This window comes from Pseudomonas sp. J380 (assembly GCF_009827115.1).
Lineage (GTDB): Bacteria > Pseudomonadota > Gammaproteobacteria > Pseudomonadales > Pseudomonadaceae > Aquipseudomonas > Aquipseudomonas paracarnis.
Genome location: NZ_CP043060.1, coordinates 3093647 through 3111582 on the forward strand (window position 1 = coordinate 3093647; position 17936 = coordinate 3111582).

A 17936-nucleotide genomic window follows, 5' to 3' on the forward strand; every position below is an offset into this window, starting at 1 on the left:
AATTCAGTGTGAGCGTGATCTCTGATGCTGAATTCGTCGACCTGTACCTCGGCGATGGATTTGCCGACGCCAAAGGTCTCCCTGGGCAGGCACGAAGGGTTGAAGCGCCCGCCGAATGGCGGGCAGACCTTGAGCGCTTACGGGCGCAGTGCGAGGAAAAGCACAAGGCAACCCAGGATCCAGAGTTCGCCCTAATTGAAGATGGCGTCGTCCTTCGTGTAACCCAGTTGCTGGATTTGAATGGCAAACCTGTGTGTGTCGTAAGCAAATCCTCAGTCCAGATCCGTCCATTGGACATGCTGGGTCTGCCCGACTATCTGCAGGACGCGCTGATGAGTGACACGGTTCGCGGCCTGATATTCATTTGTGGGGAAATGGGCACAGGGAAAACCTCCAGTGCTGCATCACTGGTGAAAGCTCGCCTTGAGGCCTGGGGAGGCATTTGTGTGGCTGTCGAGGATCCTCCAGAACCGTTTTTGAATGGTCGGCATGGCAGTGGGCGCTGCATTCAAGTTCCGGTCTCTCGCCGGATGGGGGGATACGAGGAAGCGTTGATTCTAGCGCTGCGCACAAGAGCCGATTTCCTGTTCGTGGGAGAAATTCGCGACAGCTCGACAGCAGCACAAGTAATTCAAGCCTCGATCAATGGCCATCTCATCATCAGCACAGGCCATGCAGGCAGCGTTACTCAAGGCATTGAGCGTATATCAGCCCTGGCTCAGCCGTTACTCAATAACGCCCGAGAGCTGCTCTCCAAGGGGCTAGTGGCCGTTCTTCACCAGTCCTTATCAAGCGGCAACGAAGGGAGTCGTCGATTAACCCTGCAGAGTCTGCTGTTCACGGGCGATGACGGACCGGGCATCCGAGAGAAAGTCCATGCAGGAAAGATCACGATGCTCGATCACGACATCGCTCACCAATCATCAAGGAGTCTCTGGAATGACCAGTAGGAACAAGCAGCGGGGCTTCTTGAGCTTGGACATGGCGATCGGATTGGCCGTTTTCTCCGTTGTCGTCACTTTGGCGATCGCATGGCAAATCAAGCAGATGGATTCTCAGGACTATCGAATTGCGGCTGATCAACAGAGAACCATTTCAGAGGCATTGGCCAAATATCTGAAGGATAACTACAGCGTGGTGCTGGCCAACGCGGCAGCAACCGTACCGGTGCAAATAACCGTTCCGATGCTCGTCAACACCAACTACCTTCCTGCGGGTTTCAGTCCCACTAACGCCTTTGGGCAGACCATTGTCGGCCTCGCCCGGAAACCCAACGCCAATCAACTGGAAGTGATTGTGGTTACTACAGGTGGGCAGACGATTCCTGAAATGGGTATTCGAACCATCGCTGAAAATCTCGGAGGACCTGGTGGGTTCATCTCTTCTGCCAATCCGAACATCGTCCAGGGCGTGCGGGGTGGATGGCAGGTAGCACTAAGTAACTATGCTATAGCTCCTGGCCCAGGACATACAGCTAGCGCACTTTTTCTTATGGATGGAGCGTTGGCTAATGACTATCTATATCGAAACGCTGTGCCCAATCATCCAGAATTCAACACGATGAATACTGATATCACGATGGGCAACCACAATATTAACAACGCAGGAAATATCACAGCGTCAGGCAACATAACAGCTAACGCCGACATTACAGCTCGAAACGTTATCGCCACAGCCAATGTTAATGCCGCTACTGCAACCATTAACGGTGATACCAGCACAGGTGGTTGGTTCAGAACACGTGGTGACACAGGCTGGTACAGCGAAAAATGGGGAGGCGGGATTTATCAAAATAGCCCCAACTGGGTCCAAGTTTATAACGACAAAAACTTTTCAACCGGAGGTGAACTATGGGGTGGAAAGATAACCTCGACGGGCAAGATAACGGCCTATGATCGCATTCAGACAAATGAATATTTGTCCCTGGGAGGCATAGCTACCGAGGGGCAACAGTGCAGTGACCGAACCCTTCTTGCAAAAAGCGCCGCGGGAATAACGTTGTCCTGCGAACAAGGCTTATGGAAAAGACCAGGTGGGTGGGAATTCCAGCTGATCCAGGGCACCTGCCAGGCGCCTGCCAGAGGAAGTGTGACCTGCTCCCTTGGCGACACTACATGGAAGTCGTGCTCTTTAACTGGCGCTTTTGGCATTGGGGATAGTGAGACTGGGTACATCTTCAGAAATGCAAGTGGATGGTTTCTCTCCACATCTCGACTTTCCTGGCCAGGTCTTTTCTATTGGAGCTGCTTCAAATAAAGCATCCATTTATAAATTCCAAAACGTTTTATAGTATGTCTATGGGGATTATTGCAGTGCAGACGCTTGAGAATAACGTTGAGTATAGTGCTGGAGAATTACAGACCTGGCTAAGCACCCGAAGCAGGATATGCTCAACTGTGCTATGGCGTCGCGCACTAGAAGGAAAAGAGGCATTCGAGGTCGGCGAGTTCACTTACAAGTTACAACCAACGGCCTCTGGTCGTTATTTAGTAAAAAAGATCGCCACTATGGAATTAATCAATCCACAACGCAAACCAATGAGCATCAAGCGAGCCGCAAAGTGGACTGTCATTGCGCTTGGCTTAGTAGGAATTTGCTTAACATTGATTATCCTCACGAAATAGTTTTGTTATTGACGCGTAGGTGGTAACAACCACCGTTCTGTGGATGGAGCTCATATCATGACAATGCAATGGCTCGTTTTGATGATTGTGCTCATTGCCTCCAGCATTTTCATGGAGAACCAACATCAGGACCAACGTACATCCGACTACGCTACCCTCGACTCGCTGGGTCGCGGCTTTCTGGTGTACCGATCTGCCGCTACCGAATATGCCCAGGCCAACCCGGGCTTCAGCGGGGTACCGAGCGATTCTGCGCTCAACCTACCTGGGTGGTTTGTGAAACCTGTGGGCGTAGGTTCTTACATCTCATCAGGAACGGCCTATACTTATTTTGATGGGGTTGCACCGTCAGGCTTGCCTTCTGTGCTGGTAGACCTGACAAAGACAACGACCGTTGGTTTTAAGCGTTCAGGAATGCTGATTTCACAGATAACTGGGGCGACCGGTATAGCAATTCCGTCCCCTGTTCCCGAAGGTGCGGTCGTCGCCGTCAATTAGTCTGAGTCGACCGACTTTGAAAGGCGCCGGGTTGCATAAGCTCCGGCCTATCAACATAATGATCACAACAACGTTTCCACCCCGTTGGCTACTGGCGGTCATCAGTAGCGCCCGGTGATGCGGCTTGCCTCATCACCAACCCCAAAGCACGCATAGCTCCGGGAAGGGCGTGCGGACCTGGTTCAGAGCTCTCCCTGTGTCTCCCTGTTCAAGCCAGACACGCAGCCGTCTAACTCGTGAATTGCGAGTTCAAAGGCACATAGGGCTCTGTTGAGGTTCGAAGCACCGTAGTCTAAGGGCCACACTGGTGTTGTGGCCCACACTTTTTAAAGCTCACACAATAGGTAGCCTGATCATCTTGCAAAGGATGATCAGGCTACCTATTGGTAGCTGCTTTTCCTTGCCGGTGGCCCGCCGGCGAAACGCAGGGCTCCCTTTGTGCGCGGATGCGTGCCTTATGCTAGCTGGCCTCAGCCACGATAATCGGCCAGGTGTTGGAAGTAAGACGTTCAGATCACAGCCCAGGGATCAACAACGCCTTCATCCCGCACAGGTGGTATTTTTTTCTGAAAGACGCTACTTACTACATCCGAGAGTGACTGTTGACCCAGCTACTCTCGGTAGCTTCTCCTGTCGACCTGAACCTTCTTTGCCCTCCGCGAAATATCCCTCTCCGCTTGACACATCACCATCCCCCCTTCGATGATATGGACGTGCTTTGCTGACGTCGTCAGCATCATGCCCAGGCAGTCAGGATCTTGAAGACTGCGACACGATGTTCGTGTCAGATCCGCCCAAGACCGCTGAGCTTCTGGTAGCGCGGTCGGTCGACAATCGTCGATGGAAGCACCTTATGCAACTCACCTCGCGGGGAATCACTTCCCCAACGGGGTCAGTGGGTTCTCCGCATTCAACCTGCAGGAGAATCACCATGTCCAAACTTGCTTATGGCTTCGGTTTCGCGCTTGGCACCATCACGCGACAGTTTCTGCGTGCGGTAAAGAAAACCAGCGCTGCGCCCACAGCTATCCATACCAAAGCAGCTCCGTTGCTTCCACCGCCCTGCGTACCTGAGCGTCTCGTACGTGAGATGGATCATGTACCGGCAATAACTCGTAAAGGTGTCGACCTGAACCTTTGGTACGCGGCTAACACTCGAGTGGTCGAAAAGCCCGCTCGGAAACCGCGTAAGAAGCCAGCTGCACGCTCGTTGGTGCCAGCAACTTGCTAAGTCTGCGTCCTTCGCCTCTGTAGGGAGCCTTCCCAAAGGGAAGGTTTCCTCAGAGATTTCACGGTAGGGGCTTGACAAGCGACAATCGTATTTCCATGATCTGCACATGTATCGCTGACGTCGTCAGCAACATGCCCAAGTAGTCTGGATCCGCAAGACTACGATGCGGTTTTCCGCATTGATCCACTCCCAAGATCGCCATAGCTTCCGGTAGCGCGATCAGTCGACTTAGTCGATGGAAGCACCTTTCCCACCCATGACGGGCCTACCCCGTCAGGGCAGGCCTCTCACTTTTGGAGGTCTGATGAAAACTGAACTGGCTCTCTACCAGGCGTTGATTTCGATTAACGTCCCGGAACAGAAGGCAAATGCTGTTATTGAAGCTTTGGAGACCGACATGCTTTCACGTTTGGCTACCAAGGCAGATTTAACTGCTCTTGCTGCAGAGTTCAAATCTGAGATTTCACAGCTTGAAGTCAAGCTCACCATTCGCATGGGCGTCATGTTGTCTGCAGCTGTCGGTGTAATGATTGCTGCAATGAAGCTGATGCATTAAACAACCTTAAGCTCCACCCACCCTCGCGGGGAATACTTTCCCCCCAGGGCGAAGTGTTTCTCCGCTTTCTGTTATTTCGAAACTGGAGAATCACCATGAGCACTAATCAATCCAACGAAGCAAAATTCTTCGACCTTCACACCACTGGTATCGGTTATCTCAACCGTATCCGTGAAGTGAAACCTCGCGGCAAAGGTAAGCCATTCATGGCAGTTACCGTTGCGGCACTACGCGGCTCGATGGATGATGCCGAGTATTCCTATATCGACTGCAACGTGGTCGGCGCTGAAGCTGAAAAGCTGATTCGTCGCAGCCAAGCAGCCGTTGAAGCCGGAAAGAAGGTCCTTGTGAGCTTCCGAATCGGTGATATCTGGACCGACGCATTTACCTACGAAAAAGGCGATAAAAAAGGTCAACCTGGAGCAAGCCTCAAGGGCCGCCTGTTGTTTATCGGCTGGATCAAGGTGGATGGGGTAACTGTCTATGAAGCCAAACCGAAAGACTCTGCTGAGCCCCTTCCTGCCCAGGATGGTGCTGCTGGAGATGATTCGGATGACGCCCAAGGACAACCTGAACCTGAACAACGTCAATCTGCATGATTGAAATCATGGCGCCCCCTGGGCGCCTTTCAATATTCGTATCGAAGGGAACGCCTCCCTTCGGGATTGGTAGTTTCCGAAGACTGGAGATTCGCCATGATCATAAACCCTCAACGACTGCCGCTGGTGATTGAGATCGGTCTAATAGCGGCTCAGGCTCGTGTTCACAGTGCCTTAGACAAACAACGTCCAATTAATGTGGCAATTGACCCTCATGATGACCCGCACTACTTCCTCTCATCGGACCTATGGTTCGATGCTCTGGATGGGGTTATTAAGTTGGCCGAAATGGACCACAAAGATGATTTCAACCCAGACATCAGCCCGACCTTATCGGCGTTCGGACTTCTCCAAGAGTATTGGCAGGCCCGCGATCGTTTAGATCCGCAACCTGAAAGTGACGCTGCATGAAGTCAAGCGCCCTCTGGGTGACTTCAATTTACATATCGAAGGGAACGCCACCCTTCGGGATTGGTGATTTCCGAGCAATGGAGATGAGCCATGATGATGAACCCACAACGACTGCCGCTGCTGACCGAGATCGGTCTTTTAGCAGCACAAGCTAGTGTTTACAGCGAGCTGGATAAAATACTTCCGAGCAACCCGGCACTCGATCCCGATGATGACCCGCGCTACACCCGTACTTCTGATCTTTGGTTAGAAGTTCTGGATGGGGTTATCACATTGGCAAAGATGGACCATCGAGATGAATTCAATCCCGAAAACAGCCCACTGTTGTCGGAGTACGGACTTCTCAAGGAATATCGAAGGGCTCGCTGGGAGTTGGAAGATAAGCTTATCCACCCCGAATACTACTAACTCGCCACGTAGCATAGGCTGACTCTCACGCTGATTCCAAATCAGCATAAAGACCCATCGGGAAACCATCTCCCGACCGGGCCAGGTGGTTTTCGCACCTGGAGATAAACATGCAAACCACCACTAACCTCGTATCGTCTGACCTGCTCAAACTCCCGGTCGTTTTAACACCCCGGGCCTGGCAGGAAGCGGTGCATATTGAAAACCCACAGGATGCAAGTGTTGTCAGTGAGCGACTGGGCGATGTTGTCCTGGAGGCCTATCGAGAACTGCATTTGCAACCTGACAGCACACAGATCCATTTCGGCCTCTATCGTTTATTGCCTGCCGGCAATAACACCGATCGAGTCTGGCTGGACCTAAAACTTGACCGCATAGAATCACCGCCAGGCGTTTTCTATCTGTACATCTCACTCAAGGAAGAAACTCATACTTCTTGCCCATAATCCTTCGACATTCACAGCACTACCCAAAGCCCGACATCTGTCGGGCTTTTTTCATTCGTAGCAGTGTGGAGCTGCCCATGATCAACATCCCCGGCCAACTGGCCATCCGTACCATCAGTGGCCGCAATGGCGAATTCAACGTCGGACGGCTCTCGACCTCTATCGGTGAGTTCGTGATCAAAGACGCACTCCTTGATCAGTACGATGAAGGAAAATACCGAGGCGACTTTCTGATAACGGAGATCCGTCCTTCGTATTACTCCACAGCAGGTCGCCTGGTCGTTGAGATCCGTGCAAAGCTGGAAAGCATGAGCCTCGACGACGTGGACAATCTGACACCGGAAGACGCCGCCAGGCTCTCGCCAAACGAGCCTGACCCTATGGATGAAGAGTCTTCCTCCAACCTCTCCAAGCCAGTGCAGCGGAATAATCCACCCGCAGTACCGGCCTCTAATAAACAGGTATCAAAAGAGGATGCCCCGTTTGGGATGACCCCGACCGGCGGAACCAACGACCTCGAGGCAGATGCTGAGTTGTTCGGCACAATCTGGCCTCTAAGCGATACAGTCAGGCTGGACACAACTGTTGATCGTCAGCAACTACGCCAACAGTGCAGTCGGCTCTCTGAGCTCGGCTATGTACACAACTTCAAACTGCAGGTATGGAATATCTCCAATACCTGACGAAGCCCGCGATACGCCAAGCCAATCGGCACAACCCATGAGGGGCTCCCTCCTGGGCGCTCCTCGACTTAGCAGGAGCAGCACATGAATCCAATCTTCAATAACCTGACCCAAGAAATCCTCGAAAACATCGAAGATCAGCTCGCCAATAACGAGGTGTCGACGAATGAGGAGCTTTGGGACTTCTTGGTAGAGGAGCTCGAAATGACGGCAGAACAAGCCGATGCCGCCGTTGCCCTTCGCCCCAAATACCTGGGGCAAATTTTTCTCACTGGGCACAGCCCTCTATTTCAAGACGAGACGGTCTCGTTTGACCCGAACGATAAAACGTTCAAATCGGACAACCTGCTGTTTCCCAAGCAATAACACTTACTGCTAACACCCCCGAGGGGCTCACCGCCCCTCCGGGCGGGTTCCCCCTCCATTATGGAGGTTCCCATGCCCAGCCCTACCCCGCTCTTCCCAATCGAGGAGTGCAATGATCTTTTCGTCGACGCTTGCGCGTGTGACGAACAACGCAACCTGGTGTTCCTTTCTGCATGGGGTCGAGACACGGCGCTGCAGGAGTTCCTGGCCAGGCTGACCCTCGGCACGACAGAAGATGGTCTAAGCCGGTTTCACATCGTTGTAGATGGCCGAAGTCTTCCTGTTTTCCCCAACATCGATCTGTTGGAGAAGCGCACCACGCGACAAATGCGCGGTACGTTATTCGGCAGCTTGATTCACCTCTGGTTGTTTGACCGACGCTGCGTACAGCCGGATCGGGCCAACCACTTCGCCTACGCCCTTCTTGAGAACGGGCAGTCACCTCATCAACGGCTTTGGCCTTTGATACAGGACACCTGTCCATTACCGCTACTGCCTCATTGGCAGGAGCAGGTAATGGGGTTGCTCACCCAACACGACATGCTGCAGCTGTTACCTGGAACGTCCGGTGCTGTTGCGGCATGGCGTTTGTCGTTGCAACTCGACGTTCTCGAAACAGCCCTAGGCGAGCTCATTCGCCAGGGGCAGCTCTCAACCCACGCTCAGTTTGAGCATTGATCCAGGAGCCTCACCATGGCTTTGATGTTCCCACGATTGGCGCGCAACTTCGCTCGCAATGGCTACTACCCCACTGACGAAACGACGCTGGAACTCACCCTACAAGCGTTGGCACCATCCCCAAGCGGGAAGATGCGGATCTTCGATCCCTGTGCAGGCGAAGGCGTTGCCTTAGCTGAAGCTGCTCATGCACTCGGGCGTGACCGCGTTGAGACCTACGCAGTCGAGTATGACCAGGAGCGTGCCAAACACAGCAAGACACTGCTGGATTGCGTGCTGCACAGCGACTTGATGGACACCATGATCAGCCGCCAGGCCTTCGGCTTGCTCTGGCTCAACCCGCCCTACGGTAACCTGGTCGCTGACCATGCAGGTGCATCTCAGTACCAAGGTAACGGCCGTCGGCGCCTGGAGAAGATGTTCTATCAACGGACGCTACCACTGCTGCAGTACGGGGGAGTCTTGGTGCTGATTGTTCCGCACTACGTGCTGGACGATGAGCTGTGTGGTTGGCTATGCAATCACTTTACTGAACTGCGGATCTACAAAGCCGCTGATCCAACCTTTAAACAGGTAGTGATCTTCGGTATACGAATCCGCCGGCAGGACCTCGCTCGACCGCAAGAAGTCAAAAACGTACGCGCACGCCTTCAGGCGATCGGTACCGGCACATTGAGCGCGGAAGCGTTACCAACCAGTTGGCCATGGGAGCCCTACAGGGTTCTCTCGGCATCCAACGAGCTGGAACACTTCTACCGTATCAGCCTTGAACCTGAACAGCTCAGCGAAGAAATCAAAAGACTTCGTGGCATGTGGCCTGACTTCACACTGCACTTTGGTCAAAGCGGCGCTCAGCCACGACCTCCCGTGAGGGAGCTGTCGCGCTGGCACTTGGCGTTGGCATTGGCTGCCGGTGCGATTTCCGGCGTAGTGAAATCCAAAACCGGCCGAGTATTGGTACTCAAAGGCGATACCTACAAAGATAAGGTCCGCAAGACCGAGTTCACCGAAGACCAGGACGGCAACGTGTCCGAGGTAAGGATCCTGACTGATCGTTTCGTGCCCATCATTCGGGCATGGGACATGACGCCAGGCTCTGCCAACCAAGGCCGCGTGATCACCATCAGTTCATCGGCGGATACGCCGCATGAGGCTGATGAGGTGGTGACACAGCCAACACTGACCCCACCACCACGAGTGACATTTGAACCTGGCCGCTTAGTGCTGACCCAGTCAGTGCACCACCTGATTGAGCGTGGACATCTCGATCCAAGCACTTACTTGCGACGGCATTTCTCCGGTGACTGGGGGGAACTGCCCAAAGAAGACTGGAGCAGTAACCAACGGGCTTTGACCTACGGGGATCGATTGTTCTCCTGTTATGACATATGCGCCGGCGATGAGACCCGGCTCTGGATCATCACCGAAGCTGACCGCAGTGCAACAACCGTGTTGCTGCCATCGGACTACTGACCCACCACGCCAACCTGGCCATCCGTTAACCAACCCGCAGGGTATTCACCATACCCGTCGGGGTGTCGTGCATGCCCTGTTTCGTTCCTATTGGAGAAACACTCATGAACGACCTATCCCAAGTCTCTGTATCGCCCTTGGCCATCGGCCTGACTGAGTTCATCGACGAATTCGGTGATGAATTATTGGACTCCCTCAATCGCTCTAACCCACCGGTTTATTCCGGCAGCATCAACGAAGCCTATCAACGGGTTATGAGCGAACTCAAACGCCAGCCGTTCCCTGCTCAAGCTGATGTAGTGCAGGCCGTTGCAGCTTTATTGCTAGACCGCAACGAGCAGGCAGCCGTTATCAATGCAGAAATGGGCACTGGGAAAACCATGATGGCCATCGCTGTAGCCGCTGTCATGCACAGTGCGGGCTACCGCCGCACTTTGGTGGTTTCGCCTCCACACCTGGTCTACAAATGGCGACGGGAGATACTCGAAACCATCCCAGACGCACGCGTGTGGGTTCTCAATGGACCCGATACGCTGGTTAAGCTGATCAAGCTACGTGACCAACTGGGGGATCCTTACGATGGCCGTAAAGAGTTCTTCATTCTCGGACGCGTGCGAATGCGCATGGGGTATCACTGGCGTACGGTATGTTGGCCACGTCGCGCCAGCGGCGGATACAACTTCGCAGGATGCCCCGACTGCGGACGCCTTCTGTTGGACTTAGAAGGCAACCGTGTGACTGTCGAAGAGTTTCACCGAGAGGAACGCCGTCGCAGCTGCCCTTATTGCCAAGGACAACTCTGGACGCTGATGCGCCCGGGCAAAGCCGACAACGGAACTCGTCGTGCGACCATACTAAAATCGATGTGTCGGATTCCGACTATCGGTCCAGTACGTGCGGACAGATTGCTGAATGACTTCGGGGAGGACTTCCTCGCTTCGATGCTGATCGACAACGTCAGCGAATTCATCAACCTGATGGACGCTCAGGGCAATTTCATCTTCAGCGACCGCCAAGCCAAACGCATGGAGCGCGCCATGGCCAACATTGAGTTTGGCTTTGGCGAGGGCGGTTTCCAACCCACCGAGTTCATCAAACGCTACCTACCAGACGGATATTTCGACCTGCTGGTGGTGGATGAAGGACATGAATACAAAAACAGTGGCTCGGCCCAGGGTCAAGCCATGGGTGTATTGGCAGCGAAAGCACGGAAAACCGTGCTGCTGACAGGCACCCTCATGGGTGGCTATGCCGATGATCTGTTCTACCTCCTGTTCCGAATACTTACCCGGCGAATGATCGAGGACGGTTACAAACCAAACGCGCGCGGAAGTATGGCTCCGGCCGCGATGTCATTCATGCGCGACCACGGCGTATTGAAGGACATTTACACCGAGCGGGACAACGTGTCACACAAAACAGCCAAGGGAAAAAAACTCTCGGTGCGAACGGTGAAAGCCCCAGGCTTCGGCCCTAAAGGCATTCACCGTTTTGTGTTGCCGTTCACCGTGTTTCTGAAACTTAAAGATATCGGTGGCAACGTGTTGCCGGCGTACCAGGAGGAATTTGTCGATATCAGCATGTCTGCAGAACAAGCGTCGGCCTATCAGCAATTGGCAGGAAAACTGACGCAGGAACTTCGCCAAGCATTGGCCCGTCGAGACACTACCTTGCTAGGGGTAGTACTCAACGTGCTGCTGGCTTGGCCTGACTGCTGCTTTCGACCGGAGATCGTTAAGCACCCTCGTAGCAAAGATACCTTGGCGTTCGTCCCCTCGATCTTTGCAGATGAGCAAATAATGCCGAAGGAGAAAGCACTGCTCGACCTCTGCCTCACGGAAAAAGCCAAAGGCCGGAAGGTTCTGGCCTATACCGTGTACAGCGGCACGCGAGACACCACCTCTCGCCTGAAACGACTGCTGGAGCAATCTGGTTTAAAAGTAGCGGTCCTGAGGGCGTCAGTGGATACCGCCAGGCGCGAGGATTGGATCCTCGACCAGGTAGACAGAGGTGTCGACGTACTGATCACTAACCCGGAGCTGGTCAAGACCGGGTTGGATTTGCTCGATTTTCCGACCATTGCGTTCCTGCAGACGGGGTACAACGTGTACACCTTGCAACAGGCAGCTCGACGGTCATGGCGGATTGGGCAAAAGCAGCCGGTGCGGGTGGTTTTTTTTGGCTATGCCGGCAGCTCTCAGATTACTTGCCTGCAGTTGATGGCCAAGAAAATCGCCGTGGCTCAAAGCACGTCGGGAGATGTGCCAGATTCTGGTCTCGACTCGCTGAACCAAGATGGTGATTCAGTTGAAATGACACTTGCAAGGCAGCTCATTGCTTCATAGTTTGACGGCCACCTTCGGGTGGCCATTTTTTTATAACGATCCCAATTTACCAGCGGCCAACTCGACACTTCAAAAACCATGCGTCCTGGAAAACCTATTTCCTGATGCACCTAAGAGACCGGTTTGAGAGGGTGTATTCGCTTTTTCGCGAGGACGCCCATGAACCTACCACGCCCTACTCGAACCACAGCGATACTCAGTCTGTGCCTTGCATTATTGGCAGGCATTCTGGGTTATGAGCATCATCAACTCTCCCAACTCAGCAACAGCTTGGCTGCGACTGCAGACAAAGAGTCGCTCGATGCGTTGTTGACGCGGCTGGGCAAAGTCGATGAGCGACTGGACACGGTAGCCGGCAACCACCTGGTGACCAATGAGGACTTCCGAGCCGGGCAGCAGGCTTTATCGAATCGAATTGATGCCGCACAAGCGTATGCAAAGCAAGCGACGGAGTCTGCGCAAGAAATCTCTCAAAATGCTGCGTCTGCTGGTGAATTGGTAGTCCTCAAAGCCAGCGTCGAAACACTCGATAGCCGTCTTCAAGAACTCAGTCAGTCACGCATCAAACAAACCACTGCTGTTCCCCTCAAGCCCAAGCCTAAGCCCGTTGCCCGCCAACCAAAGCGGCCAACACCGCCCGCTACCACCACTGTCACACCGCAAACACCCCCTTTTACCGTTGTCGGTATCGAGTATCGCGGCGGTGAACGCTTTTTGTCCGTAGCACCGCCTGGCAGCACGCAGTTGAATCAAATTTACCTTATCCGACCTGGTGACGCTGTGGCGGGCACCGCCTGGCGCCTCAACGCGCTGGACGGAAGATCCGCACGCTTTGACGTGGCCGGAACACCTCAAACCGTAACCGTCGCGCAATAGGACCTCCTTTATGCACTCCCCTACCACTTCCTCGAAAACAAAGAAGCCCAGGAACATTGCTCTTTACGTTTTGGGTTTCATTGCAGGCTTGGCCACCTTCGCGTTTGCATATGTCTGTCATGCGGCTTCGGGGCAATCAACGTCGATCTCGAACACTCAGAACAGTGAAGTTCACAACTCTTCTCAAGGAGCCAGTCAGACAGAACTCGCCCGCGAGTGGGGATTAACCCCCCAAGAATGGTCCCGCTTTCAAACTGTGATGGAGGGTCCTCGCGGAATCTATTCGCCAGGCCTGGATCCTCTGACAGCACTTGGCATCGAAGCGAAGTCGGAGGAGGAGCGCCGACGCTATGCAGAGCTGCAGGTGCGAGCCGAGCGACAGCGTATCGATAAGGAACTGGCGTACCAAAGGGCCTATGACCAAGCCTTCGCACGTCTTTACCCCAATGAAAAAGTCATCCAACTATCGTCCAACCCTGCATCTGCTCCAGGCTCGGGAGCGGTAACTGCTGTGAAAGGCACTGGACGACTAGCCGTTTTTGTTCAAGACAGTTGCAACGCATGTATTGACCGCGTCAAAGACTTACAAAACCAGAAACAGTCCTTTGATCTGTACTTCGTTGGTAGTCAAGGTGATGACGAAATAATTCGCCGCTGGGCCATCTTGGCTGGAGTCGAACCGGCCAGCGTGAGAAGCCGACAGATCACATTGAATCACGATGCCGGTCGATGGCTTGGCCTTGGACTCGGCGGTGAGCTGCCGGCCGTGGTACGCGAGGTGAATGGACAATGGCAGCGTCTGTAATTCGCGCGGCTTTAACGGGGGGGCTACTGCTCACCGCGGCATTTGCTAACGGTGCCGAGGTTCCGCCACCGGCCTATCAGTTGATTGCCCTGCCTGCCGGCGTTCCGTCCGAGGTGCTGTACTCCGTTGCACTGCAAGAGAGTGGCACCCGACTTCGCGGCCAGATCGTCCCCTGGCCCTGGACGTTGAATGTCGCCGGCGCCGGATATCGCTTTGCGACACGCAGCGATGCTTGCAGAGCGTTGATGATCGCCCTTCAGACCGCAGGCCCAAATAGAGTCGACGTCGGGCTTGGACAAACCAACATCGGTGCCAACGGCCACCGTTATAGCTATCCCTGCGAAGGGCTGGATCCGTACAAAAACCTCTCGGTTACGGCCCAGATCCTGGCTGAGCAAAAAGCCAAAGGAGGCGACTGGATCACCGCTGCTGGTCGGTACCACCGCCCTGCCGGAGGCGAACCCGCTGCCCGATACCGACGAGCTTTTGCCAAACACCTCAGCCGGGTCACCGGTATCAACCTGATGGCGAATAATCCATGAATAGATTGCTGCATCTGCCTGTTTTGCTGTCTTTGGCCTCCCCCATGGCAGTGCATGCCACCTCGCTGATTGTTGTTGAAGACCGAGGGGGTGTTTCCGCTCTGCCCTACTACCAGTACTTGGCTCCAGAACCTACTGAGCAGTCAGCACAGTCAGAGAATATTGGTGTGCGTGGGCAAGGCTCGTTTCCAGTGCGCTCTGACCAACTGACACCCGGGCAGGTACAGGGCCGGGTAATCAATGCACCTGGCCTGCAACCATTGTTTCTTGTAGGCGACGATGAAAGCTCCAGAAAGTGGTTATCACAGCGCCGCGATCAGTTACAGCAACTGCAGGCAGTGGGCCTTGTGGTTAACGTGGCCAGCGCCGAGCGGTTTGCCGAAATCCAACGATGGGCAGGAAATCTACAGTTGGTCCCGGCTCCATCAAATGATCTGGCACAGCGCTTGGGAGTCCAGCATTACCCGCTGTTGATCACTGCCACAACGATCCAGCAGTAACCAGGGTATGGCCTCTCTTACGCACATCACCTTGGTCATCAAGCAACCAGATGACCCACGAGCAGGCCAACTGCTTTTTGAACAGGTCACCTATGTCGCCAAGCTCTATGGCGGCACCGTCATCGCCCGCGTACCTGGTGACGAGGTGGAGCTATGTCAGCGGCTAAAAGAACGACTGCCCGAGGCAGTTGAGCAAGCGAGGCAAGAGTTGGCCAATTCATCATCACGCATGAAAGGAGGATCCCGGCCCCATGAAGCTGACCAAGAAGCAACGCTGCGAGCTTCACGCTAAATTCGCGGGCCATTGCGCATACTGCGGTGTGCTGTTGGGTGACCGGTGGCATGCGGACCACATGGAAGCAGTATGGCGAGAACCAGAGAGGGTGGACGGCAAGTACTCCGGTGCCATCATTTTGGGGCGGCCAGAGAGCCACGCCATCAGCAACATGATGCCCGCGTGCGTGCCGTGTAATTTGAGCAAGGCAGCGATGCCACTAGAAGTCTGGCGAGAGCGCATTGCTGGACACGTCAACTCCCTTAACAGCTACCACCCCATATACCGCCTGGCCAAGTCCTATGGGCTGATCGCTGAGACAGGCAAGCCAGTCGTTTTCCATTTCGAAACAGTGGGGCCATTGTCCCCTTTCACTCATAGGAAGTGATCCATGACCACCTCCTACACCATTGAGTCGTTACTACGCCCTGCTGTTGAGCTGTACACAGTTTGCGTATGTGCCGCTGCGGCGTTGCTCTGTATTTTCGCGCCCTGGGCGGTTGCTCTGACGCCTTTATTCGGCATGGTTGCCGGTACAGGCTTTCTGGGTCTAGGGTTCGTCCGCCTCAAACAAGCGTTGGTAGTGCTGCGTTACCGGCGCAATATTCGGCGCCTACCCCACTACACCATGACCAGCAAAGACATGCCGGTCAGCAATGAGCGGCTATTCATCGGTAAAGGCTTTCGCTGGACCCAAAAACATACTCAGCGGTTGATGGAGACTTACCTCCCAAAGTACGCCGAGTATGTCGAGCCCACGTCTATCTATACCTTTGCTCGCAGAATTGAGGAGCGTCTGGAGTTCGCACCCTTTCCACTCAAATTGCTGTCAAAGGCTACCTCGTGGGATGTGCCATTTAACCCGGCGCGTCCACTTCCTCCAGTCGGGGGGCTACCGCGCTTACACGGTATAGAGCCGAACGAAGCGGATGTCAGCCTGCCACTGGGTGAGCGGGTTGGACACTCCCTTGTATTGGGGACTACTCGTGTTGGAAAAACCCGCTTGGCAGAGTTGTTTATCACCCAAGACATCAGGCGTACCCGCCGTAGCCCCCGGCGCCGCGTTCATATGGGGCGCCGCGTGCAACCCGTTCATCGAAGCCAGCGCAATGTAGAAATGGACCTGGACCGCGAAGTGGTGATTGTCTTCGATCCTAAAGGCGACGCAGACCTCCTGAAGCGCATGTACATCGAATGCAAGCGCGCAAACCGACTGGAGGAATTCTACGTGTTCCACCTAGGCTGGCCCGATCACTCCGCTCGCTACAACGCCGTCGGCCGGTTTGGTCGGATCTCGGAGGTTGCCACCCGCATTGCCGGCCAACTTTCGGGGGAAGGCAATTCCGCGGCATTCCGGGAATTCGCCTGGCGTTTCGTCAACATCATCGCGCGCGCCCTCGTGGCACTGGGACGTCGGCCGGACTATGAACAGATCCTCAAGCATGTGACAAACATTGACGCGCTGTTTATTGAGTATGCGCAGAAGCACTTTGCTGAAAATGATCCCAAAGCCTGGCAAACCATCGTTGAGCTGGAAGGAAAGATCGATCGTAAGAACCTCAGTTTCGCCATGAAGGATCGACCGCTACGCGTGGTGGCCCTGGACATGTACCTCACTCAGCAACGCATCTCCGACCCAGTGATGGAGGGTCTGCGATCAGCCGTACGCTATGACAAAACCTATTTCGACAAGATCGTGGCCAGCCTTCTGCCATTGCTGGAAAAACTGACCACAGGCCGGATTGCAGAGCTGCTATCTCCCGACTACATGGATCTTGAGGACCCACGACCAATCTTTGACTGGATGCAGATCATCCGCAAACGGGCAGTGGTCTATGTCGGCCTGGACGCTTTATCTGATACAGAGGTAGCTGCAGCGGTGGGCAACTCGATGTTCAGCGACCTGGTGTCAGTTGCGGGTCACATCTATAAGTTTGGCATCGATGATGGCTTGCCCGGGGCCACCGGCGGCAAGGTAGCAATTAACGTACATGCGGACGAATTCAACGAACTGATGGGCGATGAATTCATACCGATGATCAACAAAGGCGGTGGTGCCGGCATGCAGGTCACGGCCTATACCCAAACCATGAGCGATATTGAGGCAAAAATCGGTAACCGGGCTAAAGCTGGCCAAGTCATCGGTAACTTCAACAACCTGTTCATGTTACGTGTACGTGAGACTGCAACCGCCGAGCTGCTGACCAACCAGTTGCCAAAGGTCCAGGTGTTTACCAGTACACCAGCAAGCAGTGCAAACGACGCTATTAACGGCAACACCGCTTTCACCTCTAACACTCACGATCAGATCCAAAGTGTCAGCGTACCGATGATCGAACCGGCGCATGTGGTTGCCCTACCCAAGGGGCAATGCTTTGCCCTGATAGAGGGCGGGAATTTGTGGAAGATTCGTATGCCGTTGCCGGCAAGCGATCCCGATGAAGTGATGCCCAAGGATCTTCAGGCCTTGGTTGAGGGCATGCGTAAAGGATCCGGAACCAGCAGCGACTGGTGGCAAGCACCGGGATATGACGCACTAAGTGAGTCGCTTCCTGATGACTTGGTAGACGACTTCCGCCAGATGGCCAATAACGGAAAAGCCGCATAGGCTTGAAGGAACA

22 protein-coding genes are annotated in these 17936 nt (G+C 54.3%); all 22 read left to right on the plus strand.

What is annotated here, in order from left to right:
* Positions 1–8 precede the first annotated feature (8 nt).
* The 22 genes from FXO12_RS13990 (at position 9) to traD (ending at position 17923) form a co-directional block, all read left to right on the plus strand.
* A complete protein-coding gene (locus FXO12_RS13990) occupies positions 9–950 on the plus strand; it encodes an ATPase, T2SS/T4P/T4SS family (RefSeq protein WP_160049704.1) in 942 nt (313 codons plus the stop codon).
* The gene (gene pilV, locus FXO12_RS13995) at positions 940–2256 is read left to right on the plus strand and encodes a shufflon system plasmid conjugative transfer pilus tip adhesin PilV (protein ID WP_008437360.1); all 1317 of its coding nucleotides are present in this window, start codon (positions 940–942) and stop codon (positions 2254–2256) included. The genes FXO12_RS13990 and pilV overlap by 11 nt, the downstream gene beginning before the upstream one ends.
* Positions 2238–2624: a hypothetical protein gene (locus tag FXO12_RS14000; protein WP_124361237.1), complete on the plus strand. Its 387-nt coding sequence runs from the start codon at positions 2238–2240 to the stop codon at positions 2622–2624. Before pilV ends, FXO12_RS14000 begins: the two co-directional genes overlap by 19 nt.
* A gap of 57 nt (positions 2625–2681) precedes the next feature.
* Positions 2682–3122, plus strand: a complete 441-nt coding sequence (gene pilM / locus FXO12_RS14005; RefSeq protein ID WP_008437362.1) for a type IV pilus biogenesis protein PilM — start codon at positions 2682–2684, stop codon at positions 3120–3122.
* 931 nt (positions 3123–4053) lie between these two features.
* The gene (locus FXO12_RS14010) at positions 4054–4353 is read left to right on the plus strand and encodes a hypothetical protein (protein WP_073451708.1); all 300 of its coding nucleotides are present in this window, start codon (positions 4054–4056) and stop codon (positions 4351–4353) included.
* Between the two features lie 304 nt (positions 4354–4657).
* The gene (locus tag FXO12_RS14015) at positions 4658–4909 is read left to right on the plus strand and encodes a hypothetical protein (protein WP_008437363.1); all 252 of its coding nucleotides are present in this window, start codon (positions 4658–4660) and stop codon (positions 4907–4909) included.
* A 95-nt stretch (positions 4910–5004) separates the two neighbouring features.
* Entirely contained in the window at positions 5005–5508 is a 504-nt protein-coding gene (locus FXO12_RS14020; RefSeq protein WP_008437365.1) for an STY4534 family ICE replication protein, read from the plus strand.
* Positions 5509–5604: 96 nt separating this feature from the next.
* Positions 5605–5919, plus strand: coding sequence for a hypothetical protein (locus tag FXO12_RS14025; protein ID WP_008437366.1), 315 nt, complete (start codon positions 5605–5607; stop codon positions 5917–5919).
* Between the two features lie 90 nt (positions 5920–6009).
* Positions 6010–6327, plus strand: coding sequence for a hypothetical protein (locus tag FXO12_RS14030; protein WP_008437367.1), 318 nt, complete (start codon positions 6010–6012; stop codon positions 6325–6327).
* Between the two features lie 110 nt (positions 6328–6437).
* Positions 6438–6773 (plus strand): hypothetical protein, encoded by a 336-nt coding sequence (locus tag FXO12_RS14035; protein ID WP_082236564.1) that lies wholly within the window; start codon positions 6438–6440, stop codon positions 6771–6773.
* A gap of 77 nt (positions 6774–6850) precedes the next feature.
* Positions 6851–7456 carry a DUF3275 family protein gene (locus FXO12_RS14040; RefSeq protein WP_008437368.1) on the plus strand — a complete coding sequence of 202 codons (606 nt, stop codon included), beginning with the start codon at positions 6851–6853 and terminating at the stop codon, positions 7454–7456.
* 84 nt (positions 7457–7540) lie between these two features.
* Complete coding sequence (locus FXO12_RS14045) at positions 7541–7822, plus strand: hypothetical protein (RefSeq protein ID WP_008437369.1); 282 nt, start codon at positions 7541–7543, stop codon at positions 7820–7822.
* 72 nt (positions 7823–7894) lie between these two features.
* Positions 7895–8500 carry a hypothetical protein gene (locus FXO12_RS14050; protein WP_008437370.1) on the plus strand — a complete coding sequence of 202 codons (606 nt, stop codon included), beginning with the start codon at positions 7895–7897 and terminating at the stop codon, positions 8498–8500.
* A 15-nt stretch (positions 8501–8515) separates the two neighbouring features.
* A complete protein-coding gene (locus FXO12_RS14055) occupies positions 8516–9973 on the plus strand; it encodes a DUF6094 domain-containing protein (protein ID WP_008437372.1) in 1458 nt (485 codons plus the stop codon).
* Positions 9974–10077: 104 nt separating this feature from the next.
* Positions 10078–12318: a DEAD/DEAH box helicase gene (locus tag FXO12_RS14060; RefSeq protein WP_008437374.1), complete on the plus strand. Its 2241-nt coding sequence runs from the start codon at positions 10078–10080 to the stop codon at positions 12316–12318.
* Positions 12319–12477: 159 nt separating this feature from the next.
* Positions 12478–13194 carry a hypothetical protein gene (locus FXO12_RS14065; protein ID WP_038448855.1) on the plus strand — a complete coding sequence of 239 codons (717 nt, stop codon included), beginning with the start codon at positions 12478–12480 and terminating at the stop codon, positions 13192–13194.
* 10 nt (positions 13195–13204) lie between these two features.
* Entirely contained in the window at positions 13205–13999 is a 795-nt protein-coding gene (locus FXO12_RS14070) for a TIGR03759 family integrating conjugative element protein (RefSeq protein ID WP_124361236.1), read from the plus strand.
* Positions 13984–14541 carry a lytic transglycosylase gene (locus FXO12_RS14075; RefSeq protein WP_008437382.1) on the plus strand — a complete coding sequence of 186 codons (558 nt, stop codon included), beginning with the start codon at positions 13984–13986 and terminating at the stop codon, positions 14539–14541. The genes FXO12_RS14070 and FXO12_RS14075 overlap by 16 nt, the downstream gene beginning before the upstream one ends.
* Positions 14538–15041 carry an integrating conjugative element protein gene (locus tag FXO12_RS14080; protein WP_008437383.1) on the plus strand — a complete coding sequence of 168 codons (504 nt, stop codon included), beginning with the start codon at positions 14538–14540 and terminating at the stop codon, positions 15039–15041. The genes FXO12_RS14075 and FXO12_RS14080 overlap by 4 nt, the downstream gene beginning before the upstream one ends.
* 7 nt (positions 15042–15048) lie before the next feature.
* On the plus strand, positions 15049–15333 hold the full coding sequence (locus FXO12_RS14085) for a hypothetical protein (RefSeq protein ID WP_024073354.1): 285 nt from the start codon (positions 15049–15051) through the stop codon (positions 15331–15333).
* Positions 15293–15703 carry an HNH endonuclease gene (locus tag FXO12_RS14090; protein WP_160049705.1) on the plus strand — a complete coding sequence of 137 codons (411 nt, stop codon included), beginning with the start codon at positions 15293–15295 and terminating at the stop codon, positions 15701–15703. The genes FXO12_RS14085 and FXO12_RS14090 overlap by 41 nt, the downstream gene beginning before the upstream one ends.
* 3 nt (positions 15704–15706) lie before the next feature.
* Entirely contained in the window at positions 15707–17923 is a 2217-nt protein-coding gene (traD, locus tag FXO12_RS14095) for a type IV conjugative transfer system coupling protein TraD (protein WP_024073353.1), read from the plus strand.
* The last annotated feature ends 13 nt before the right edge of the window (positions 17924–17936 follow it).